The sequence below is a fragment of the Bacillus sp. N447-1 genome (assembly GCF_022701035.1).
Lineage (GTDB): Bacteria > Bacillota > Bacilli > Bacillales > Bacillaceae_G > Bacillus_A > Bacillus_A cereus.
This window is the reverse complement of sequence record NZ_CP065509.1, coordinates 4,604,245-4,626,039: the sequence shown is the minus strand read 5'-3', so window position 1 is coordinate 4,626,039 and position 21,795 is coordinate 4,604,245. Positions and strand designations below refer to the sequence as shown.

Below are 21,795 nucleotides of genomic sequence, written 5' to 3'. Positions count from 1 at the left end.
ATATATATTCCCATTTACTATCCCCGTTAACTCCTACAGAATTAAATTTCTTGAATTACATATACTTTTACAAACACATCGTATTTTGCTGCCAGTTGTTCCAATTTCTTTTCTCTATATTTGGTTATGGTGAAGAAATGAATAACTGGCACTTTTCCGTTATATTTTTGTTTATATATTCTAGTAAGCTCCTCATAACATTTCAATTTTTCATCATTGACCACCATCTTTTGGGTACGATCTATTTCTACAGCATGAAGTATTCTGTCCTCGTCACGAAATTTCACATCAGGAATTATCTTCTTCTTTTTATTATCTTTTATATATCTAATTTCTGTTTCTATTTGCCAGTCATCTGGGCAAAACAAATGTAGCCAAGCTTCATTGCGTAAAATAGCATGTGCTACTCTACTATGATGAACTACTTTCCCTTCACCAAATAGCTTGTGCCCTGATTGATTTAAATAATAAACATATTCTTTATTGTGAGTTAATTTACTCGTGTAAGAAGAGAGATCCTTCATAATTCGATTTGCATTTCTTATCCCGCCCATATCATGCACACTCATTAAATGCCTTCTTGTCGCAAACTGTAGCTTCCTAATCGTCGCAAGTATCGCCATTTGACGGTTGATTTGCATATGCGTTTGCATCCTCATGTTTCTCCACCTCAAATTGTTTTAAATAATTCCACATCACTTCATTGCTAATATAAGGCACCTGTATTTCAGTAAGTCTATCGGTTTTGAAAATTGCACGACCAGGAATGCTTTTTATTGATTCTAATCCTGGTTCATCTATTACAACATTTGAAGCTGTTTGAGTTGGTAGTCTAAAACCTAATTTCGCATCACTATTTTGTTTCACTTGGCGTGGCAATGTATCTCCTGTAGGATACTGTGTACAGAAAATTAATCTAAATCCTAAGGCACCGCCTATACGAGCTATGTGGGACAGCATTTGTTGACACGCTCCCAATAGTCTTTGTTGTTCTTTTTTCATACTTTTATCAGGACAAAGTTCGGCTCCTTCGTCTACTATAATGAAGTACCGCTCTTTGATATTTGTTTCTACAACGTTTGTATAATGTCTATCTTTCATGTATTGCATTTTCTCTTCCATCTTCTCAAGAATGTCCTTTAATATCATAAAGGCTTCTACGGGCTTCTCAGCAATGGAAATTATTTGTTTTAAGTTCTTATATGGTCCGAACTCCAAACCGCCTTTTAAATCAATAATGTATAAATGAATATGCTCTGGTTGCGCTATAGTAAGTGAAGTAACTACATTCTTTAGAAACACCGTCTTACCCATTCGTGTGAGACCACCTAGTGTCATATGTGGAGTTTTATCAAAATCATGGTAGATAAGTTTTTCTAAACCTTGGCCCATTGGCACACGCCATTTCCCTTGTGTCACTAAGTCATTTGACCATGACCATTTTTTCGGTATATCTCTATGAAACACACGAATATTTAATTTGTAATTGTCGTAATCAATTCGAACAGGTTTGTTCAATCCTTCAGAAACAACATCCTCAACTTTCTGAATAATTTTACTTGGCATTCCTACTGGTAATCGATATACATAAGTTGTGCTCCGGTCATCATTTTTTCGCTCAAGAAAAACCGGATACTGTAATCTCTCCTCAATCCGGATAGCAATTCCACTTACCTCAAAAAATACTTGTATTTTTTTACGGTCATCATCTTTACTTTTAAGTTTATCACCGAATATGGCGAATAATAATCCAGCGACCGGTACCGATAATAGCTCCAACATAAAATCACTCCCTATACCCCTCTTATAGAGGGTATATATCCCTGTTTCGAGGAATACGTGCATACAAGCAAAATCCCTTATGACATATAAAATATAAGCTTTCCACATCCCATTCCTTCATAGAAACATAACTAGAACATAACGTAGAAGGTATAAAAACGAGCCTGTAAGCGTTGTGTACAAAGTAATACGTGGAAGCCAACGTGGAACGTTCTTCCCCATTTTTTCTGCTACCTTCATCGTAATTACTGACAAACCTGTTGCCGTCCAAATAATTACTGCTTCTCCTACAAGAGTCATACCTATTCCTCCTCTTCTTTTTCACGGAATATAATACCTTTTCTCGCAAGCACTACATCATAACAGTCCATTAGGATTTCCCAATTTAAAACGTCTTCTTCCTCACCGTATAGATCCTCTTCGATAACCTGGGATAAGCTAAAATATCTTTTATATTCCTTGTTATTAAACACTTCATGATTTTTCATGTGATTCATAATTGATTCTGTTTCTGCTCTTGATCTGGATTCATTGTACATCGAGCGTAATTCCTTTGATGGATGAAGATATGGAGTTGTGTTCAGATGATTGTACTGCCAACGCATGTAACCCTCTCCCCTCTTGGTGTCCTTAGTTCTACTTGGTATTCCTGGTGGTCTTGATATAGGTATATGACTTAGAAAGAGTTATATTGCCTGTCCATTTAAACTTTTCTAAATGTTCCTTGATTAAATTAAAGGAGGACACATTTCCATATGCGAATTGTATATAATTAAAGAGGTGATATTGTGCGATTAAAATGTAAACTACGTGTTATTTTTGCTGAAAGAGAAATACGTCAAAAGGAATTTTCAAATCTTATTGGAATTAGTCAAACTACAATGAGCTCACTTGTTAATAACACGACGCTCCCTAGCTTTCTTACAGCTTACAAAATTGCAAAAGAATTAAAATTGCACATGGAAGAAATTTGGATAGAGGATATAGAGGAGGATAATGAAAATGTATAAAAAACTTATAAGTCTTTGTGTCGGAAGTACCCTATTATTAGGTCTAACAGCTTGTGATTCTTCCAAACCAAATGAATCAAGCGAAAAAACAAACGTCAAATCTCAACCAGAAACTAAAAAAGATTTAACATCTCAGGATGAATTAAATAAGAAGATCAAGCAAGATGCTGAAGAAGTTAGTTTTATTAAAGCAAATGGAGATCAATACGAAAAAGGAAAGAGACTTAAAGCTACAGGAACGGTAGATTTATTACTTAAATCTTCAGCATTACCTTCATTTGTCATAAGCACAAATGAAAATGATGGAAAAGGTATGTACACTATTCAAATTGCACAAAGTGGTGTGCAATCAAGCGAAAATGAAATAACTCTCAAAAGTGGATTGAAAATATCTAAAGGTGCAACAGTCACGATTTATGGCGCTTACGATGAAAAAGATAAAACAGGAATGCCTAAAATTAGTGCAACAGTAATTGAGCAATAAAAAAAGCCGTCATAATGACGGCTTTTATTTTTATTAATAAAACTATTCTTTTGTTTTATTTCTTAATGTACTCGTAAAACCATTTTCCTTCAGGTCTAGTATCCATCCACCAAGTGATTTTATCTAATTCAGAATTAGGTAATACCTCCGTTTGTAAGTACGCTATACCAGTTGACGGATCAGAAATAACTTTTCCTTTAGTTCCACGTTCGGCCATAGCATTTAATACTTCTGGAACTAATGAAACGCCAAATCCACCAGATTTAACGTATTGATAGCCACCATTAGAAACGGTTTGTTCTGTCTGCTTCTCTTCTGTAAACCAAGATAGCGGCTTGCTTCCAATTAATTCATTCAAATCACACTTACCGATACCAGGTACATTACCTGTTTCAGTGTATTGCCAAATATCGCATGGATAATCCGGTTTCTTCCCGCCATAACGCGGAATCCACACAAAGTCAGCTTTCACATTTGCCATACCAAATGGAGCATACATATGATGGCCAACATATAAACCAACTTTTCGAGCACCTAATCGGCGCAGTTCATCGATAAAAGCTTGTGTTCCTGCTCTCATATCATCCATTGTTTTTACTTCTACATCAGCAACCCAGACCGTTGCGCTCTTGTCTCCGCGGTTCCAAAAGTCTCGAGCTTCTATACGTGCATCATTTTCAGAAACAAAACGACAAAATGCATAGTTGCCAAAAGGAATTTTATGCTGCTTCATAGCTTGTACATATCCTTTATATAGAGGATCTACATAATTTGAACCATCTTGTACACGAGCAATGATGAAATCAATGTATTGTTTTGCCACAGGCCAATTAATATCGCCATTCCATTTTGAAATATCTACAGTGTAACCCATCATTTATCCTCTCCTTCGCTATTTACATCATGATCAGACCAAATCCCCAAAGCGATACCAACTGTCAACAAATAAGGCGCTAATTCATCCAAAAAGCTTTTAGCCTCTGGCACACCAAATTTAGTAAATAAAAATCCAAGCAAAGAAAAAACCGCAACCCATGTTTTCCAGTTGCGGAATCGTTTTTTGATATTTTCTTTTGATTGATTCATAACTAATTTATCTCCTTTTCCACGTTATCTAAGCGCTTATGCGCTTGTTTAGCACTCTCTTCAACTCTTGTAATACGCTCTCCAAGTACAATCATTTGCTTTTCGTTTGCCTTTAAATCAATGCGAATATCATCAACTCCTTTACTGATGTACTCCAATTTCGCGTTTGTTTCTGCCCCTTGTCTACCATCTGACTTAATCTCTTTCGAGCGATTCAGTGAATAAGACATATATCCTATCAATGCTGACGCGATTGCGATAAGTACTCCTACTTCAATTGTCATTTCTTCACTCCTTTTTATGCTGCAAAGAAACTTGGATCCATTCCAAATATCTCTGCAATATCTTCCTCACTTCTATCTTTTAAATAAGATTCAGTTGTGGAAATATCAGAATGGTTAGCGAGTGATTTTAGTTTTTCAAGTGGTACTCCTTGTACTTTCAAATTATCTAATCTGCTATGACGGAAACAGTGAGGATTGATTTTATATTCCTTTCCTTCCTTTTCATTCAGCATCTTAGCAAATATGTCGCACCAATAATTAAATACACTCTTGTTCAATCTTTTTCTCTCACCATTCTTATAAACACGCACAAACAAATCTGGAATTGTATCCTTACCTCGCTGATTTATATATAAACGAATGCATTTCTGCACCCGGTGATTGTAATATAATCTAAACTTCTTACCACGTTTTCCTCGTACCACATTTGTATAATAGTTTTCTGTTAACCCTTCTTTCTGGACCTGGTAAACTTCGTTCTTTCTAGCTGCGCTGTAATAAGAAAGGGCCAAATACATTGCTAACATGTATTTTTCTTGCTCAAGTAATTCATCGATTAACCAATTAATCTGCTCCTCAGTTATAAAAGTGATATCTCGAATTGGATTCTTAGGTAAACCACGTACCCTTGAACCCACATTAAATTCATAATCATAGTCGTCATCATCCGCACAAAATTCTAATGCGGATCTTAACGCACTCATTAATCCATTTACACGAGCATTAGACATTTCCATCTCTTGAAAAATAATAGATAAATTCCGAATGTCTTTACGTGTTAGGTCAATAAGGTTTTTATTTTCGAAGTGTTGATGTATTAGAAACAAAATAATTCTCAAATCCCAACCATATTGTTTTAAAGTGCTTGCCGCTTTTCCTTGTGCTTTCTTTTCAATAAGAAAATCTTTGACTAGGTTTTTGTTTTCTTGGCTAACATACTTTTCATAAATTGCTTGGTCTACTATTCGTTTCACACTGATCATCTCCTCAAAATAAAAAGAGAAGCGAAATCGCTCCTCTTGATCTATGAATTGAATTTACTCAAAGCCGTATTTTGTGCAAAATAAAAAACAGCTTATGGCTGCTCTATTTGCATTGTATTTTCAGTTGTTGGTTTTTCTAAATTTTGAGGATATACCCCTGTTAACTTATAGTAATCCTCTGCACAAATCTTTCTATTGACTGGTCCCATATTTAATTCATATAATCTTGAACCTCGTCCACATAACTCACATAATGTCGCAATACGAATCGCAATTGTTCCGTCCATATGACCGATTACTTCTACTTCATCACTATTAAATATCCCTGAACGATCCAATGTTTCTTTTGGAATCGGAATAAATAAACCTTCTTCATTTCGGTTCACTTTCATAATTCTTCCTAAAAATGGTCTTACGTCCATATCCATTATTGTCACTCCTTATATTAGATACTAGCTACTCTCCATCCGCCTTCATTTATATACCAATTAATCCCTTGAAACCCTTCGCCATAATACATTGACCCTGGGCCATGAAATGCACCGCCTCCCATATTGATTCCAGGTGCTTCAATATATTTATCAAAAGACACATTGTTTCTTGTACTTATACGAAAACGATTGTCATTCGGCGAACCATGACCAATGTATCCGAATCGACCATTTTGATCTGTAAAAGACACGAAACCATGTGATACCCCTTTTATTTCTAACGCATGACCGTCCCCTGCTGCTGTTATAAATGGTATTTTATTTCGGTTATTCTCAAACAGAAATGCATTATCTACAGTACCTAACGTAAAACCGCTAAAAGGCGTTTCTCCGCTAACTGCTTGTGCATAGGATAAATCCCAATTGTATATACAAGGTAATTCTCCTTCTACTAATTGGACACCTGAAACCATACAAGATTGTCCATATGCAACTTGTCCATAGCCAAAAATATCAAAGAAAATATACCCGCTACTCATGTTGTAGTCCGATGGGACCGTGAATGTAACAGTGTATCTAACAATCTTTCCATCTGCTATTTTAGGAGCTGAGAATTTTTTCTCAAATATTTGTTTGTCCACTGGCTTGTCGCCTTGCCATGTTCCAAATTTCACACGTATTGTTGGTTCAGCTGTTACTTTCTTTCCAGATAATATAGCCGCTCTGAAGTGAGCGGAAATCGTATACTTTTTACCAGGTTGTACATCACGAAAATGCTTATAACGAATCCAATCTTCACCATTGATTCGCATTGCATTAATCATACCCTCCATACCTGTTTCTACGATGGAATTCTCTACAGCTGGCGAACCATGGATCTCCCAGAATGGACTGTACTGAATGTTAAAGAATTGTGCGTTTTGATATCCTTTTGTGATATGTGCGAAACAATGATCTACAATTAAATTTTTTCTTGGAATAACTGAGAACTTCTGCCCATTGTCATCTTCATACAAGAAATCAGCCATTTTAGCTGTAATTCCATTTTTATCAATTGTTACTTTATCTCCACTGATTTTAATGACATCGGCGTTTATCCCTTTTGCTGTTAGCCATTTCACAACGGTATCAGCGTTGATATTTAGCTTGGCAACATCAATTGTAATTTGCTCTGCTGTTTGATTGATTGCTGAAATAATATTTCCTTTTTTTACTTCTAATAGAATTCCTTCATCTAAAACCTTAAGTTTAGAACCTGTTTCTTTGACGTAAGCATCAAAAGTCTCACCCACAAAAGTCTCGTGCTTTTTCGAGACAATTGAAACCCCTTCTTGGTTTGCGGTAATACCTCTCTCTAACTCAGTGATTTTTTGATTGTATTTTTCAGTTGCTATCTTATCAGCCAACTCTTCCATGATTTTATCTTTATCTACAATATCAACAGGATTCTCCTGAAATGAAGAAGGTTTATCACCAATTTGTAGCATGGGTTGTGCCATCCATAGGCGACCATTTTTACGAACCCAAAACAGCACTTTAACTTTTTTTGTACCTTCTACTAATAGCCCTGCCACATGTGTACGAATCCATGTACCTTGTGAAATAGTTATTTCTTGTAAATAATTTTTAATCATTTTATTGTTTACATCGTAACATTGAAGCTCGATAGCAGCTCCAGCATCTATACTAGTTTTGTTATCTGTATAAAAGTAAGCAGAGAAAACGTAATTCCATCCAGGCCCAGCGTTTATATAATCGTGCGATGCTCCTTTATACAAATTGCTCGCATTGCCTGTAGTAATAACACTAAGTGAATTGCACCCCTTATAAGTGACTTGTGTATCTCTTACTACGTTTGAATTTAATTGCCAATATTTCGTGTCGTTCTTCCACAAGACATTGCGTAAAACCGTTTGGTTGCCAATTCCCCCAACGTAATCTTCAACATCTTTCATTTTTACAGCAAAATTTAGCGCTTCAGAATGTTGTTCGATTGTAGATTGTGCTTCAGAAATCTGTTTACCTTGTGTCGTTTGTGTTTCTTGTAACTTGCTAACGTTTTGAGAAATACCTTCAGCGTTTTTCTCTACTGCTGTTACACGCTTATCAAATCCCCCCTGATTATTTTCTACTTTTGTTACTGTTTCTTTGATTCCATCCACACTTTGCCCTAGCTCATATGTTGACTGACTGAAGTCTGTTGAAACAGAACCCTTTTCTAGTTTAGCTTTCTTAAAACGAAATCTCTTACCCTTTGAATTTTCATTTCTTTCAAATCTTAATCGCAATCCCCATCCAGTTGCTCGCGCATCAATCTTAAATGAAAATGATCTTCTGGACCAATCAGCAACAGGAAATCTATTGTATAAGTTTTCTGTCCACACTCCATTAATAAATTGGAATACAATTAGATCAATTGGAACGTCGTTTTGCATATCGATACTGAATGTCATATCCTTACCTTTTTCAAAGTCACCCATCTTTGTATTATCTAAATGGAATTGATAGAAAGAGTCGGTATGATCTGTACATTCTAAGATTATGTAATCCTCAGAGAATGCTTGACCAGCCTTATTGATTTGTGCGCCTCCAGACATTCCAATTGTTTGTGGTTTTTGATTTTTCCCAGTATTGATTAGCCAGTTTTCACCGCCTACTGTACGAGCTTCAACCTGTTCTAATTTTGTAGAAATTTTTCCTGCTTCTTCTGTAATTTCAGTTGTTGTTTTCTTAAGCTCACTTGTTGTTTGCTGCACCTCAGAGATTATCTTTTTGGTGCCTTCGGAAGTCTCTACTACCGTATTTAATTTTTCGGTAATTTCACCGTCTTTTTTTGTTAACGTTTCAATAGATTGCTTAAATCCACTAGAATCCTGTTCGAACTTAGTCACCTTTTTGCCGATTTCATCTTGCTTGTTCTCAATACTCGAGATCGTACGGCTCACACCTTGTAAGCTTTCCTTTACTTCGTTGAATTGTCCTGTCGCTTGCTCTTGTGCTTCTTGAACCTTTTGATTTAATTCACTTTTGGTGGTTTCAATATCTTTGTTGACTTGCTCTAAGGTTTCTTTCTTTACTTTGTCCACATCAGGAACAACCGACTCCCAATTGCCATTCTTCCATAATTTGAGGATGCCAGGCTTACCTTTTGAAATATCTAACCATAAGGTTTTTCCATCTTCTAAACCGGTTGTCGGTGGTTTTGCGCTTTCAATAATTTTTGTTTGATAATTTTTAAGGTTTTCTTGTACTTTTTCTGCTAACTTTTTTGCTGCTTCTGATTCCTTTTTCACAACATCAACTTGCTCATTCGTTTCTTTCACAAGTTCTTCTAGTCTATCTAACAAACCCTTATTCGCTTTTCCAGCTAGACTGCCCATAACTTGGGCATACATCCGATCTAACAGACTTCTCGTATCTTCCACTTCTTTAAAATCACCAAAATAACATTTATCATTTGCTGCATTTGTATCACATTCATCCGCTGCGATAAGACGCGCTTCTAAAAACAGAGGTGGCGTAAATTTTGTATCTTTGATATGGACAATATCGCCCTTATTTACTTTTTCATGAGATAAACCAAATATCTTTTCTAATGCAATTGGAGTTACTTCATACTGTACAGTGCTATTAATACGTTTCTTTAGTTCTGCTTTCGTCAATTGCTTTAATCTCTCAGGTGACATGTTTTGATCTTCTGTTTGCGGGCTATAGATGTCATATTTGTGTGAACCATCTTCTGTCCAACGTTGTAAGGCATCTGCATCAGCGACGTATAACTTCCCGCCATTTATCTTTTCAAAAGTTAGATACTCACCTGTTTCTTCGTTAAAAGGTCCTACACCAACTAGTGCAGAAATCGCATCTTGTGAATTTTCAATACGGCGTATACCTTGTAAGTCCTTTCCTAAGACAATTTCTTTTCCATTGTCCCTGCCTACCTTACGTACCATATCTACGTATCTACCAACAATAAACGAACCTTGTACTTCTGTACGGAATCGGATTTCTAGCTCAAAGGTACTTGCTATTGTTTTAAGTAAGTCTAATGGGTTTGTAAATTCTTTAATATGAATGGTACGGAAACTTGCATATTCTGTTACACCACGTTGCCACTTTGTACCTTCTAAAGCAAAGTCCATCCATTGATTTACTGTATAAGATTCAATTGTTTGTGGTTTAATAACTTTTGCCTTTCTGAGTTTTGTATGTTCACTGAGCGCATAGATTTTTTTAGAACGATTTACAGAATCTTGTTCACTTTCATTTATCACATATGAAACAAACGATCCATCACGAACACGCTTTAAGACTATGTTTTGTTGCATTAACTTTGCTGCTTTATGTGTACCATCTGAAACCGTAAATTCAAATTGATCTACATTGTTTTTTAGTTCCCATTTACGGAGATCATCCCAATAGTCTTGTTCTTTAATTACTGCAATGATTTGTTCTGTTTTAAAATCAAAAATGTGTAAATCATTATTACTCATAGATATCTCTCCCTGTATGCCACTTCCACTTGTCCGATATCAGAAGGAAAAACTTCGATTTGATTCGTTCCTTTTTCTATATTTATAAAGTCACCGAATAAGTCTTTCGTATAGATTGCATCTTTGCCATTAATCTTGATGCTTGCATCTGCCGTATCAATTTCCACTACATCACCTTTTCGTACGATATAAGGCGCTTCGAGAGTGGTGGTTTTATTAAATTTCCAAACTTTTATATCGTTTATCGAAGCATTTAAATTAGGTGCTTCTTTCCATCCTCCAATATGAACCATAATTTGTGCTAGTTGATTTTTTGAGTATCTTTCATCCACATCAAAATACTCACGGTATGATTCTGAATCGTATCCACCCTTTTCTAAAATACGAGCAATATCAGCCACCCAAAAGTTTCCGACACGAGTAATTCGCAAGCGACCCGTAAAGTCATTCCAAGTCCAGGGAGAATCCCCCGTAGTTGAGATAATGTGCTGTCCTTCGTTAATTTTTCCGGCGCGTATCTCTCCGTAATTAGAAGCTACGTTCACATGTACTTCCGCCATTGTCATTTTGCCTATGACATCAGAATTCACATCTAGAAGATATATTTCTACACGCCCCATAGATTTAGCACTATTTTGATTCCAACATTCCACAATTGCTTCAACAGTAAAATCCTGTAGCGGTTCTTTTAAACTCTTTCTAGCAACCCCGCCATGCCATTTGCTACCTGCACCAAAGTTATCAATTACAAAGCGTTCACCATCTGACTTTAGCGTCCCCGTGTTTTCACCTTCGTCAGTGTTTGGACCATTTTGAGTCCAACCAACCATTGTTTTCATTTCATCATGCATAACAAGTTGTTCTTTCTCGACTGTTCGTTCTTCCACAGAAACAGGGTATCCCATACGAAAATGTTGTGTTTCTTCTTCCTTTTTTCGTGAAATATCAATAAAAGTAGATGGGTTTTCCACCTTAATTGTAAACTTAGGATCAGAATATTCACTTCCATTATTCAATATATTTGTTATTAATCTGCTCCCCTCTAATTTCAAATCTATTTTTCTATTCGGCCCTAATTTATAAGGCATTGCACAAATAAATGTAATTATGCCTTTACCACGATTAACTAATTCTTCCGCGTCAAAAGAGCCATCGATAAGTGCCAGGTATGTTCTATCCAATTCATCGTCAAAAATAAGTTCAGAAGGTTGTTTAGTAACTAACCAAGCCGCTAAATCTTCTTTTACTTTTTGCAAATCAGCTATATCTTTCTTCGCTTTAATAACAATAGGAACGTCAATACGACGCTCCTGTGTTTCTGTATTAATAAAAAAAGCCCCTGGACGATGAGGAACTCTGACAAGATTTTGTTTAATTGGAGCCCATGAAGGACGTTTTCTTCCTACTAGCATTTGAATATAATCTTTTCGAATATTATTAAATGTAAAATTTAATTTACTCAAATATATCACCGTCCTTAAAATTGCTCTAATTGTTTTCGCTTACGTTCTTGAAGCGCTGTGGTGTACTCATACGTACCATTCGCTAATTCTTTTCCATCAAGAACATTGGTCATGTTTACAGTAAGATTTATTTCCTTTTCATCAAAAGATCTATTTGGATAAACATTTCTATTAGTTGAAACATTTTGTCCACCATTAGGTTGATCATAATCTCCAAATCCATTTAAGGAATCGTTAGGGATACTGTAATGCGAAGTTTGGAATCCAAAATCAAAAACAGATGGCATATTACTCATTTGTTTTTTTACAGTTCCAACTACATTTTTTGCTGCATCCACAACAAAACGTTTCCCTTTATCCATACCAACCCCAACACCTTCTGGTACGGCGCTACCAACTGGAATCATTACTTTAGATGGACTGTTAATTTCTAAAGCTCCGGAAATAGTCTTTTTAATGTCATTTGCAATTCCAGCTGCCTTACTAAATAGACCTCCTGAAGCATCATCTATTCCTTTACCAAGCCCTTCTATAATTGATTTACCGATGGAACGTAGATTTATAGTGCTAAAGAATTTTTCGACTGTATTCCACTTATCTTCAATGTCCTGTTTTATTTCTGACATTTTATCTTTAACAGCTTTTTTCTGTTCCTCAAATTTTCTTGAAACAGTATTTTTGATTTCTTCTACTTTATTGCTGGCTGCATTTTTCATCTCGTCATATTTGTTGGAAACATCCGAACCCATTTCTTTCATTTTTCGAACAACATCATCTTTCATAACTTCAAACTTAGATTTTACTTGTCCAGTTTCCCAATCCACTTGATTTGCATGTTCCCCAGCTTGAGATTTTGCTTCACTCACAATTTCCTTATGCTTATCTCTTGCCGTGGAAACTGTACTATCATACTGACGTTTTGCCTCAGCAATGATTGCATTCGCTTCATCAGCAGTAATCGTTTTATTTTCATCACGCTGACGAATTGCCTCTGCAATTTTTTCATCGCGAGTCTTTTTCGCATCTTCAATAACTTTATCTCTTGCTTTGGCACTATTCTCTACAACTTCCGCTGCCTGTCTAGCTGAAATCTCACTAGCCTGTACGCGCATATTTTCAAGAATAACTTTTTGCTCCATTTGATTTTTAGACATCTGCTCTACAGCAACTCTGTCCATTTCATCTTGTAAAGCTTGCAAGGAGATGCGTTCAGATGTTGTTAACTCTCTGTTTTCTCTAGCTGCGGTTTGTAAAATTTCTTTAATTTTATTTTCCTTTTCCTGTGTTTTTAGCTTTTCTTGTTCATAATGCTGATTTAACTGTTCGATTCGTTTGTTCTCTTCTTCAGCGGTCAATACATATGAATCAGCAAAGAATTTTTTAAGCCCTTCAATTTCTTTTTGCTGCCTTGCATTAGTTTTTTCAATAATTGTATTAGCTAACTTGTCATATTGACCTATTAACTTCTGTGATTGCTCCTCTGTAATCACTTCATGGTTCAATCTAATTTCAGTTAACTTTTGTCTAATACCATCAGACAACTTGAAATACTCACCAAGAACTTTCTTTGTGGAAGAACTTATTTTCCCTTCTGTATTTGTAGCAAAACGATCTACCGAAGCGATACTGTCCTCTGTTGCTTTTTGATATCCTTTATATGCTAATACCCCAACACCCACAGCGGCTGCTACTACACCTAAAGCAATTGCTACTGGTCCCAGTGCTACGGCCAACAAACCTGCGACTCCACCTGCTATCCCTAAAGATGTTGCTAAAGTTCCTAATGCAACCCCTAAAGCGCCAATCCCTGAAACCACCATTCCAACTGCTGCTAGAACTACTCCAATAACCGTTGCAATAGCCGTTAAAGCAAGAACAATACCACCTGTAATTGCGATTGCCTTTTGTATTGGTCCAGGCAGTGCATTGAAACCATCCACAAGTTTCTGCAATCCAGCGACAAAAGCACTTACCACAGGAGCAAGCGCATCACCGATTGTCTTTTTCATAGTGTCAAACGCTCCACTTAATTGTTCGATACGACCTTTCAAAGTGTTCATTTTCGTATTAGCGGTCTCTAAAGCAGTAACTTTGGACATCTCGGTATACATTTTATTTACACCTTGTGATCCTTCATTAAACAGAATCGTTGCACCACGAACTGCGTCTGATCCGAATAATGTTTCTAAAGCCATACTTCGTTGTTGGTCTGTTAAACCTTTCATGGATTCATGAAGAATTCCAGATATATTTTCTAAACTTTGGATATGTCCTTCTTGATCATAAAATTTAGAAGATAGGAAAGCCGAACTAGTTGCTAATTCACGAAATGTAGTATCACACTTATCATTCCATTTCTTTACGCCCTCCGTTTTCATTACATAACTCTCTAATGCAACTTCAATATCTCCCACACTTCTAGATGCTGGCGTGATTCCGTTTTTAACCAAGAAATCAAATCCAGCCTGCGCATTATAAGTGATAAGACCTAAATCCGCCATCTTGTTATACGCTTCTTTAGTAGATGGATTTAATCTCATAAGCATTGTTTTTAAAGACGTACCTGCATCTGAACCTTTTAAACCATTCTGCGCAAAAACTGCTAAGGCTGTTGATGTATCTTTAAACGTCATACCTGCCCCAGCAGCAACTGCTGCGGATGCTGACAGACCATATTTTAATTCGTGTACATCAGTGGCCGAAGCGTTAGCAGCTCCTGCAAGTAAGTTAGCGGCATCTGTAACACTTAAGCCATCCTTTTTAAATGCATTTAAGGCGGTTGAAGCAATTTCAGCTGCTTCGCCTAACTCTAATTCTCCTGCGGCCGCTAAGTTTAATGCTCCTTCTAATCCACCATCGATAATGTCCTTTAAACTAACGCCGGCTTTTATTAATTCTTCAATCCCTTTTCCAGCTTCAACAGAAGAATATTTTGTATCTTCTCCATATTTAACAGCTAATTCAGAGAGTTTACTCATTTCTTGTCCAGTCGCACCTGATACGGCTTTTATGTTAGCCATCTGTTGTTCGAAGTTCATAGATTCTTCCACAGCTGATTTTAGACCTCGACCAATTGCATAAGTCATACCACCAAACACCATGCCGATCTGCATTCCGGCATTCTGCAAATGGTTACCTAATGACTCCATTCGATTCCCAAAGTTAAGAAGTCTATTTCCCTGTTCTTCTAATTCACGATTAGACTGTTGTAATTGTGTTTCAAATCGATTTAATTCACCTGTTGCTCGATGGATTTGCTCAGCATATCGTTGTGCCGATTGACTCGCTTCTCCTTCTTCAGCCTTAGCCCGGTTATATGCTGATTGAAGTTCTCTAATTTTTTCTTTCTGTTTATCTACCATACGAGATAAAACATCAATTTTAGCTCGTGTTTGTTCAGTTGCATTAGAAAAACCACCCATGCCTGTTGTAACGGACTGGAATTCAGCTTGTAAAGCTTTTAAAGAGTTGTTTAACTTATCCATTCCTTTTTGTTCAGCTTGACGGTTTACTTGTTTTAATTCATTTTCAAATCTATTTAAATCAGCAACGGCTCTATTTACTTGTGAAGCATATCGCTGGGTTGCTGCATCATTTTCACCTAATTTAGCCTTATTTTGATCGTAGGCTTGTCTTAATGCTCTTACTTTCTCTTTTTGTGCTTCAATTAATCTGTTAAGTGCATCTGTTTTAGCACGCGTTTGATCACTAGCGTTAGAGAAGCCACCCATACCCGTACTGATTGATTTCAATTCATTCTGCAATGTCCTTACGGCACGTCCTGAATTGGCTATACCTTGACGAAAATTTACATTATCAAGGGACAGCCTAACGACTAAATTATTCATTTCATTCGCCATCATCTTCCCCCTTATTAGATAATGTTTTCTGCTGGAACTTCAATCTCATTTGAATTCTGATTATCACTATTTGAATGATCTTGCTCACGATATTTTTGGTTTAACCTTAAATAATGCCAGATATCCATTTCGTTATCGATATGATGGTGTTTATACCCCTGACGTAATAAAGAGAGGTAGAGCTCGTCCATAAACTCACTGAACGTTAACCCCCCTCCCTCTACGCGTTTGGGTTTGTTTCTTCTCCAGTTCCTGGTGTACCACCAGCCGCATCCACAGTTGCATTGATAATTGCATTAATTACGTCTGAAGTTGTTGATAAAAATTTACGGGCATCCACACCATCCCAATATTGATCCAATGTAAATTGTTCTCCGTAAACTTTTACTACATATTGAACCATTTTATCCATATCCTCAGGTCCAGGATTGTTTGGAATATCTGCAAGTTCAGGTGCTTGACGAATTAAACGTGCTGGAATAAAATCCGGTAAATTAAAAGTTTTCTTTTCTTCCTTGATCATTAGTGTTAATTTCATGGCTTTTCCTCCTCGTTAATAAAAAAGAGAGAGCTCTTGCTCCCCCTTACTTTCCTGCTGGTGTTGTTGCTGTTTTTTCATATACCTTTTTAAACCAGTTATCGCCAACGGCTTTTGTAAATGTAGGCTCATCGGCATCAGCTGTAAATTTTGGTCTATCATCAAAGTCTCGTTCAATAAATGAGCCTTTAAGTTTTGTAGTTTGGAAGTTTGGTTTATCCTTCTTAGTTTCAGCTTCTTCTTCCTCTTGTGAAAGCTTCCCTTTTAATAACCAAACATATCGATATTTTCCATTACCCTTTAAGAAACGCCATCCGATTGCTAAATATGGCTTTTCTCCCTCTCGTTTTTCATCTAATACGCCATCTGTAACTTCTGGATACCCTTCAATATCTGCTTTCGCTGATAAGGAAAGTCCACGAACTTCAATTTCAACTTCCACTTCTCCGTCAGATTCAGCAATCTCTGATTTTTTATTATCACTCCACATAATTTCTGAAGCTACTTTTTTAGAAGTTTTAACCTTTACTGCCCCTTCTAACTTCTTTACATCTGCATATGAAACACCTGATGCATCATCTTTTAATAGTTTTGCATAAACAAGACTATCTACACCGACAGTCGAACTAATTGTAATCACTTCTCCAGCCATCTATAACTCCACTCCTTTCGCGAATCGCATCGCGTAATGAAAAATTTGTGTATCATCTTCATACAAATCAGCTACTGCATAACGTGAGAAACCAATATCTTTCATGATTTCATTTACTTTTTGATGGATTGCTGTTGTACTTCCCTTTGACCAAATGTCGATTTGAAATGTGATTTCACTTTCGCTTTCATCATTATCTGCAAATCCATCTGGCCTATTATCTAATTCGAAAAACGTAATACGTGGAAACTCTTCAGCGTTTTTGGCTTTACGATAATAAACACGTTTTCCACCTAATAAAGAAACAAGCTCCTGATTATTTCCAAGAGCTTGCACAATTTCAGGTCGTAAATTTATCATACATTCAGCCTCATCTCATTCTTTAAGATGTCTGTCATAGCACGTACCGCATCAGCTTTAGAAGCGTTAAAACCGGGTTCTATAAATGGATGTGCCGGCATTTTAGAAGTACCCCACTCTAAAAACTTTCCATAGAAATATGGAGAACGATCCGCTTTGTCTATTCCAATCTTGATCGTTTTCACACCATTTTCCATTCGTGCCTTTGTAACCCGTATATTATCAAGCAAATGTTGGCCTGTACGCCAAGGTTCACTCTTGGACGGTTTTTTAGGGCTTGAACTCCTCGGTTCACTTCTTTCAGCAATGGCTTTTCGAATTTGCTCACCACCAGCCGCAAGGGCTCTATCTTCAATCTTTTCTCCACGTAAACCCATTTGTTCTAATTCAGATATCAAGCGATCAAAGCCTAAAAAATCAACACCATCAGCCATTCATTCCACCACGCTTCCACATAATTGATAAGGTGTGTTTTTCAGTTGGAATAACTGAAACAATGTCATAAATTACGTTCTTATATTTAATCTTCATATCAGCATTCACATCAGAACGATATCGGATTTCTGTTTCACCTTGAATTTCGCTATTAGCTGCCGCTGCTTCAAAGTATTTTCTTCCCTTTAAAAAAATAAAAGAGCCCCATACAGTAAAGGAATCCTTGTAACCTTCTATTGGATCACCGTCCGGGCTCTTTACTTCCTCGTCTTTCACTTGAAATGTAAGACGTTTATCTAATTTACCTGGATTCACTTGAATCACCACCACAATATTGCAACTGAACTAATATTGACTGCAAACTAAATGCCAATTGTTCAGCTTTCCCAACCGCTTCACGGTTTTCATGCCAATGAGCAATTAAAATACGAGCTGCTAATTTAGCAAGCTCGCTTTCTAAATCCACATTTTTACTTGTAGCATTTTTAATATATATTTCAGCTGCTATTACGAAAGATGTAATGAGATCGTCCTCCTCATCCCCATCCACACGAAGATACTTTTTTGCTTCCTCTAATGTTAGTACCAAGAAGGACACCCCCTATCTTATTAAGCTCCTGTTTTAGGTGCAACCGTAATTTGTCCATATACAACTGCTTCTGTATCCCACGGAGTAACATCTTCGCGCTCAATTGCTCGGAACTCAGAAGTATTTGTTCTCCAAGCGTTTCCACCCTCTGTAGTCATATCGATAGATAATTGTTTTCTATCCCAAAGAATAATAGCTTCTTTTAAATTACCAACAATGAAAGGTGCTTTCCCATCTTTATCTGTAGCAATTGTCTTGTTTGATAAAGTAATAACTGGTTTTCCTGACAATAAACTACGTGTTGGATTTGTTGGGTCTGGTTGAAGAAGTGGACGACCATTTTTATCTTCTAATTGATCTAAGTAATTGAATCCATCTTGATTAGTGAAAATATTAGCTCCAGCTGCAAATGCCGGGTCTAATGTAACATTTAACGCTGTTTTAATGCCTTTATAATCCTTAAAATCAACCTTTGTCAATTTGTTGAGTTCTTGTAAAATTAGATAGTTACGAGTTGCAATAGATTTCTTAGCGATCCATTGGCGTAAATATTCTTCTAAAGCTTGATCTGTATCATCTAATAAATCATTTGGTACTGGTAAAAATCCTGCGTAATCTTCAATAGCATAAGATAAACGATCAAATTCAGGAGAAGCAATTTCTTGCATCGCATTCGGCTTACCATACTCAGATAATGGCGCAAATGGTGTTGATGCCGCACGCTTTTCTAATGTACGAGCCCCTTTATTTGTTGAAACAGGTTGTATATTTACATATTGTTCTAAGTTATCAACTGTTTGTTTTAACTGATTAATAGTTGTAGTAATATCTTCTGGAACAATATAACCGCCATCTTTACCTGTATTCTCAGATAAAGCTGCTTTATATTCCTGCATAACACTTGCTTCTTCATGACTTAAACTTTGGCCACGAATAGCTTTCATAAATACGTCTTTGTATGATGGATCTTCATTTTTAACTGATGCTGGAGGTAATACTCCTGCTTGTGAGTTTACAGGCTCAGGAACTTGAATTTGCTTCATTGCTAGATAGTTATCCAATTCATTTTTCGCGTTTTTCGCTTCCTCAATTTTTGCCTTTGCATCTTCATATTTACCACTATTGTTAAATTCTTCTGCTTTCGCTTTTAAATCAGCAACTTTTTGACGTAACTCTTGTTCACGTTTATCCATTCGGTATTTCCTCCTTGTTTTGGCACAAAAAATAGACCTAAAGCTCTAACAGGTCTAGTGCGTTTTGTATTTTTAATTGTTCGCTATTATCCTTTTTTGGAATAGAAGGAGCCTTTGCTACAATCCTCTTTGGTGTTTTTTGATATTTATCAAAATAATCACTGCTACATGCTGCAACTTCTTTTGCTTCCACAACTTCTATATTGAAGTATTTTTCGGCTTCTTCACCACTTAACCAAGTCTCAGCATCTACTAATTGTTGAATTTCTTCAATTTCAACGCCTTCTTTTAAGTTCTCTTTGTATACATTCATGATTCCTGACTCGATGTTATCAAGGTCCTCTGCTGCTTTTCGGAAATCAATTGCATTTCCAGCTGTATATGTCCAAGGTTTATGAATCATTAAGAAAGCATTAGAAGGAACAACAACGCGATCACCAGCTAGGGCGATTACGGAAGCAATTGAAGCTGCAACACCATCTACATAAACAGTTTTTTGAGCCTTATTGCGCTTTAACATATTATAAATAGCTAAACCAGCAAATACAGAACCACCACCACTATTTACATAGATATTAAGGTTACTTTTATCATCCAATTGCCCTAAAATGTTTTTTACATCATCCGGCATAATATCAGAATCATCCCATTTCCAACCTGTATTATTTATGATGTCACCATAGATAAATAGATCTGCTGACGATTCCGTTTGATTTTTAATAGTAAATACGTCCTTAATCGTCCTCACCTCCCTTCTGTATCGTCCCTCCATTAGCTTTTGCTAATTGATATTCATCTGCAATCTCGATAGATACATGGTTTAAGTCAACACGATGTTTATCGCCGTATTCCCCAATCCCGTCCATGTCTTCCAGTTCCAGCACTTTATTAATTGAAAAAGCACCAGCATCTAACATAATTTTGTAGAATTCTGCTCGTGATTTAGAATCAGCACGTAATAAGCTTGTTAGATTAAACTTCAAATAATATCGTTTTTGCTCATGAATTGAAAAAGTTTTATAAGAAAACTCTTCCTCGTACTGAATAAGAATTGGGCTCAATGTATTTTGAATAAAATCCAACGCTTGTTGCTCGATATTGGAGAAAGTAGCACGATCTAACTCATTAATCATGTGCAACGGAATATTAAATATATTTGCAATCTCACCTTTATCAAATTTCATACCTTCAATAAATTGAGCATCTTTTAAAGGCATACCAACCTTCTCAAATTCTAAACCAGCATCTAAAATAGCAATTCTTTGAGCATTATTTAATCCTGTATTTGCCTCTTCCCATGCATCACGAAGTACTTCTTTCGCCTCTTTACCAAGTGCTTGTTGCGTTTTTAATATCCCACTATGCGCTGCACCGTTTGTAAAGAACTTACCTTTAAACTTTTGTGCCGCCTGTGAGCTACCTATTGATTCTCTTGCAATCTGAATAGGTGGTTTACCCTTCAAACCATCAGTAGACAATGTAGTAAGATGAATTATGTCATCATCAGGTATTTTTACAGGTGTACCATCTGGAAGACTAGTGAAATACCATAACTTATTTGTCTTTAAATCAACAGTTGGAGTTGTAACAGCTGGATTTAATACCCACAACTCTTTCGGTCTGCCATCCACACCCCAATGGATATTGATATAAGCATTCCCCCATGTATTACGATGTGTTTCAATTAAATGTTTGAATTTAAATGGACTTTGATAAGGATTTGGTCTTCTTTCTAGAACAAATGACACTTGATGCGCCTTATCCCGTTCCCTACCCTTCACTGTCTTTTTAAACGTTTGAAAAGGTAGCATCGCAACACTATTTGCAAGGATGTTAATGCACCGATAAACCGTCGGAACACCTAAAGAGGACTCAACCGTTACCTTTTCACCACTTGCGGCTTGATATCCAAATAAACTTTTGAACCAAGGAGAAGGAGTTTTTAAATCTGTCGTATCCTGATTTCTAAATAACTGCCGAAAAATCAAATATTTCACCTCCTTTCTATCTTCTTATCATTACCACCCCCAGCATTGTGAGAATAATCCCTAATAGATACCATCCATAAATCGGATTAACAAAAAAAGTCGTCCCTACAATAATGGACAACCCCGAAATCAATAGAATATCTTCTAAAATACTTATGAAAAAT

The 21,795-nt window shown here is 36.4% G+C and carries 23 protein-coding genes; 2 read left to right on the top strand and 21 right to left on the bottom strand.

What is annotated here, in order from left to right; genetic code table 11:
- Window positions 1-41: 41 nt before the first annotated feature.
- The 4 genes from IQ781_RS23815 to IQ781_RS23800 all read right to left on the bottom strand — a co-directional run bounded on the left by IQ781_RS23815 (window position 42) and on the right by IQ781_RS23800 (window position 2,387).
- Window positions 42-659 carry a replication-relaxation family protein gene (locus IQ781_RS23815; protein WP_002178874.1) on the bottom strand — a complete coding sequence of 206 codons (618 nt, stop codon included), beginning with the start codon at window positions 657-659 and terminating at the stop codon, window positions 42-44.
- Window positions 601-1,782, bottom strand: a complete 1,182-nt coding sequence (locus IQ781_RS23810) for an FtsK/SpoIIIE domain-containing protein (protein ID WP_242808197.1) — start codon at window positions 1,780-1,782, stop codon at window positions 601-603. The genes IQ781_RS23815 and IQ781_RS23810 overlap by 59 nt, the downstream gene beginning before the upstream one ends.
- Before the next feature lie 117 nt (window positions 1,783-1,899).
- Entirely contained in the window at window positions 1,900-2,082 is a 183-nt protein-coding gene (locus IQ781_RS23805; RefSeq protein WP_242808196.1) for a hypothetical protein, read from the bottom strand.
- A 2-nt stretch (window positions 2,083-2,084) separates the two neighbouring features.
- A complete protein-coding gene (locus tag IQ781_RS23800; protein ID WP_086691900.1) occupies window positions 2,085-2,387 on the bottom strand; it encodes a hypothetical protein in 303 nt (100 codons plus the stop codon).
- 183 nt (window positions 2,388-2,570) lie between these two features.
- On the opposite strand from IQ781_RS23800, the gene IQ781_RS23795 reads away from it, so the two are divergent.
- Complete coding sequence (locus IQ781_RS23795; RefSeq protein ID WP_001237239.1) at window positions 2,571-2,792, top strand: helix-turn-helix transcriptional regulator; 222 nt, start codon at window positions 2,571-2,573, stop codon at window positions 2,790-2,792.
- The gene (locus tag IQ781_RS23790) at window positions 2,785-3,276 is read left to right on the top strand and encodes a hypothetical protein (protein ID WP_242808195.1); all 492 of its coding nucleotides are present in this window, start codon (window positions 2,785-2,787) and stop codon (window positions 3,274-3,276) included. Before IQ781_RS23795 ends, IQ781_RS23790 begins: the two co-directional genes overlap by 8 nt.
- A 55-nt stretch (window positions 3,277-3,331) precedes the next feature.
- Here IQ781_RS23790 and IQ781_RS23785 read toward each other — a convergent pair whose 3' ends face one another.
- From IQ781_RS23785 to IQ781_RS23705, 17 genes are all read right to left on the bottom strand, one after another.
- Entirely contained in the window at window positions 3,332-4,150 is an 819-nt protein-coding gene (locus tag IQ781_RS23785; RefSeq protein ID WP_242808317.1) for a GH25 family lysozyme, read from the bottom strand.
- Complete coding sequence (locus IQ781_RS23780; RefSeq protein WP_001076454.1) at window positions 4,150-4,362, bottom strand: hypothetical protein; 213 nt, start codon at window positions 4,360-4,362, stop codon at window positions 4,150-4,152. The genes IQ781_RS23785 and IQ781_RS23780 overlap by 1 nt, the downstream gene beginning before the upstream one ends.
- A gap of 2 nt (window positions 4,363-4,364) precedes the next feature.
- Window positions 4,365-4,646, bottom strand: coding sequence for a hypothetical protein (locus IQ781_RS23775; protein WP_000151531.1), 282 nt, complete (start codon window positions 4,644-4,646; stop codon window positions 4,365-4,367).
- A gap of 14 nt (window positions 4,647-4,660) precedes the next feature.
- Complete coding sequence (locus IQ781_RS23770) at window positions 4,661-5,620, bottom strand: tyrosine-type recombinase/integrase (protein ID WP_242808194.1); 960 nt, start codon at window positions 5,618-5,620, stop codon at window positions 4,661-4,663.
- Window positions 5,621-5,721: 101 nt separating this feature from the next.
- Window positions 5,722-6,057, bottom strand: a complete 336-nt coding sequence (locus tag IQ781_RS23765) for a hypothetical protein (protein ID WP_087876108.1) — start codon at window positions 6,055-6,057, stop codon at window positions 5,722-5,724.
- A gap of 17 nt (window positions 6,058-6,074) precedes the next feature.
- Complete coding sequence (locus IQ781_RS23760; protein WP_242808193.1) at window positions 6,075-10,553, bottom strand: phage tail spike protein; 4,479 nt, start codon at window positions 10,551-10,553, stop codon at window positions 6,075-6,077.
- Window positions 10,550-11,965 (bottom strand): distal tail protein Dit, encoded by a 1,416-nt coding sequence (locus IQ781_RS23755; protein WP_242808316.1) that lies wholly within the window; start codon window positions 11,963-11,965, stop codon window positions 10,550-10,552. The genes IQ781_RS23760 and IQ781_RS23755 overlap by 4 nt, the downstream gene beginning before the upstream one ends.
- A 65-nt stretch (window positions 11,966-12,030) precedes the next feature.
- Entirely contained in the window at window positions 12,031-15,876 is a 3,846-nt protein-coding gene (locus tag IQ781_RS23750) for a phage tail tape measure protein (RefSeq protein ID WP_242808192.1), read from the bottom strand.
- A gap of 220 nt (window positions 15,877-16,096) precedes the next feature.
- On the bottom strand, window positions 16,097-16,414 hold the full coding sequence (gene gpG, locus IQ781_RS23745; RefSeq protein ID WP_242808191.1) for a phage tail assembly chaperone G: 318 nt from the start codon (window positions 16,412-16,414) through the stop codon (window positions 16,097-16,099).
- Between the two features lie 46 nt (window positions 16,415-16,460).
- The gene (locus IQ781_RS23740; protein ID WP_242808190.1) at window positions 16,461-17,066 is read right to left on the bottom strand and encodes a major tail protein; all 606 of its coding nucleotides are present in this window, start codon (window positions 17,064-17,066) and stop codon (window positions 16,461-16,463) included.
- Entirely contained in the window at window positions 17,067-17,426 is a 360-nt protein-coding gene (gene gp17, locus IQ781_RS23735; protein ID WP_242808189.1) for a tail completion protein gp17, read from the bottom strand.
- Window positions 17,423-17,860, bottom strand: coding sequence for an HK97-gp10 family putative phage morphogenesis protein (locus tag IQ781_RS23730; RefSeq protein ID WP_000763224.1), 438 nt, complete (start codon window positions 17,858-17,860; stop codon window positions 17,423-17,425). The genes gp17 and IQ781_RS23730 overlap by 4 nt, the downstream gene beginning before the upstream one ends.
- Window positions 17,853-18,176 carry a phage head closure protein gene (locus tag IQ781_RS23725; protein WP_242808188.1) on the bottom strand — a complete coding sequence of 108 codons (324 nt, stop codon included), beginning with the start codon at window positions 18,174-18,176 and terminating at the stop codon, window positions 17,853-17,855. Before IQ781_RS23725 ends, IQ781_RS23730 begins: the two co-directional genes overlap by 8 nt.
- Window positions 18,163-18,450, bottom strand: a complete 288-nt coding sequence (locus IQ781_RS23720; RefSeq protein ID WP_242808187.1) for a head-tail connector protein — start codon at window positions 18,448-18,450, stop codon at window positions 18,163-18,165. Before IQ781_RS23720 ends, IQ781_RS23725 begins: the two co-directional genes overlap by 14 nt.
- A 20-nt stretch (window positions 18,451-18,470) precedes the next feature.
- Window positions 18,471-19,643, bottom strand: a complete 1,173-nt coding sequence (locus IQ781_RS23715; protein WP_242808186.1) for a phage major capsid protein — start codon at window positions 19,641-19,643, stop codon at window positions 18,471-18,473.
- A 37-nt stretch (window positions 19,644-19,680) separates the two neighbouring features.
- Window positions 19,681-20,391, bottom strand: coding sequence for a head maturation protease, ClpP-related (locus IQ781_RS23710; RefSeq protein ID WP_242808185.1), 711 nt, complete (start codon window positions 20,389-20,391; stop codon window positions 19,681-19,683).
- A complete protein-coding gene (locus IQ781_RS23705; protein ID WP_242808184.1) occupies window positions 20,378-21,631 on the bottom strand; it encodes a phage portal protein in 1,254 nt (417 codons plus the stop codon). The genes IQ781_RS23710 and IQ781_RS23705 overlap by 14 nt, the downstream gene beginning before the upstream one ends.
- Window positions 21,632-21,795 lie beyond the last annotated feature (164 nt).

What these genes read in the sequence shown, in the direction of transcription:
- IQ781_RS23760 (WP_242808193.1), bottom strand. Translation starts at nt 10,553, where the DNA reads ATGAGTAATAATGATTTACACATTTTTGATTTTAAAACAGAACAAATC.
- IQ781_RS23730 (WP_000763224.1), bottom strand. Translation starts at nt 17,860, where the DNA reads ATGGCTGATGGTGTTGATTTTTTAGGCTTTGATCGCTTGATATCTGAA.
- IQ781_RS23755 (WP_242808316.1), bottom strand. Translation starts at nt 11,965, where the DNA reads ATGCTAGTAGGAAGAAAACGTCCTTCATGGGCTCCAATTAAACAAAAT.
- IQ781_RS23785 (WP_242808317.1), bottom strand. Translation starts at nt 4,150, where the DNA reads ATGGGTTACACTGTAGATATTTCAAAATGGAATGGCGATATTAATTGG.
- IQ781_RS23815 (WP_002178874.1), bottom strand. Translation starts at nt 659, where the DNA reads ATGAGGATGCAAACGCATATGCAAATCAACCGTCAAATGGCGATACTT.
- IQ781_RS23810 (WP_242808197.1), bottom strand. Translation starts at nt 1,782, where the DNA reads ATGTTGGAGCTATTATCGGTACCGGTCGCTGGATTATTATTCGCCATA.
- IQ781_RS23715 (WP_242808186.1), bottom strand. Translation starts at nt 19,643, where the DNA reads ATGGATAAACGTGAACAAGAGTTACGTCAAAAAGTTGCTGATTTAAAA.
- IQ781_RS23740 (WP_242808190.1), bottom strand. Translation starts at nt 17,066, where the DNA reads ATGGCTGGAGAAGTGATTACAATTAGTTCGACTGTCGGTGTAGATAGT.
- IQ781_RS23805 (WP_242808196.1), bottom strand. Translation starts at nt 2,082, where the DNA reads ATGACTCTTGTAGGAGAAGCAGTAATTATTTGGACGGCAACAGGTTTG.
- IQ781_RS23765 (WP_087876108.1), bottom strand. Translation starts at nt 6,057, where the DNA reads ATGGATATGGACGTAAGACCATTTTTAGGAAGAATTATGAAAGTGAAC.
- gp17 (WP_242808189.1), bottom strand. Translation starts at nt 17,426, where the DNA reads ATGATAAATTTACGACCTGAAATTGTGCAAGCTCTTGGAAATAATCAG.
- gpG (WP_242808191.1), bottom strand. Translation starts at nt 16,414, where the DNA reads ATGAAATTAACACTAATGATCAAGGAAGAAAAGAAAACTTTTAATTTA.
- IQ781_RS23790 (WP_242808195.1), top strand. Translation starts at nt 2,785, where the DNA reads ATGTATAAAAAACTTATAAGTCTTTGTGTCGGAAGTACCCTATTATTA.
- IQ781_RS23775 (WP_000151531.1), bottom strand. Translation starts at nt 4,646, where the DNA reads ATGACAATTGAAGTAGGAGTACTTATCGCAATCGCGTCAGCATTGATA.
- IQ781_RS23800 (WP_086691900.1), bottom strand. Translation starts at nt 2,387, where the DNA reads ATGCGTTGGCAGTACAATCATCTGAACACAACTCCATATCTTCATCCA.
- IQ781_RS23750 (WP_242808192.1), bottom strand. Translation starts at nt 15,876, where the DNA reads ATGGCGAATGAAATGAATAATTTAGTCGTTAGGCTGTCCCTTGATAAT.
- IQ781_RS23780 (WP_001076454.1), bottom strand. Translation starts at nt 4,362, where the DNA reads ATGAATCAATCAAAAGAAAATATCAAAAAACGATTCCGCAACTGGAAA.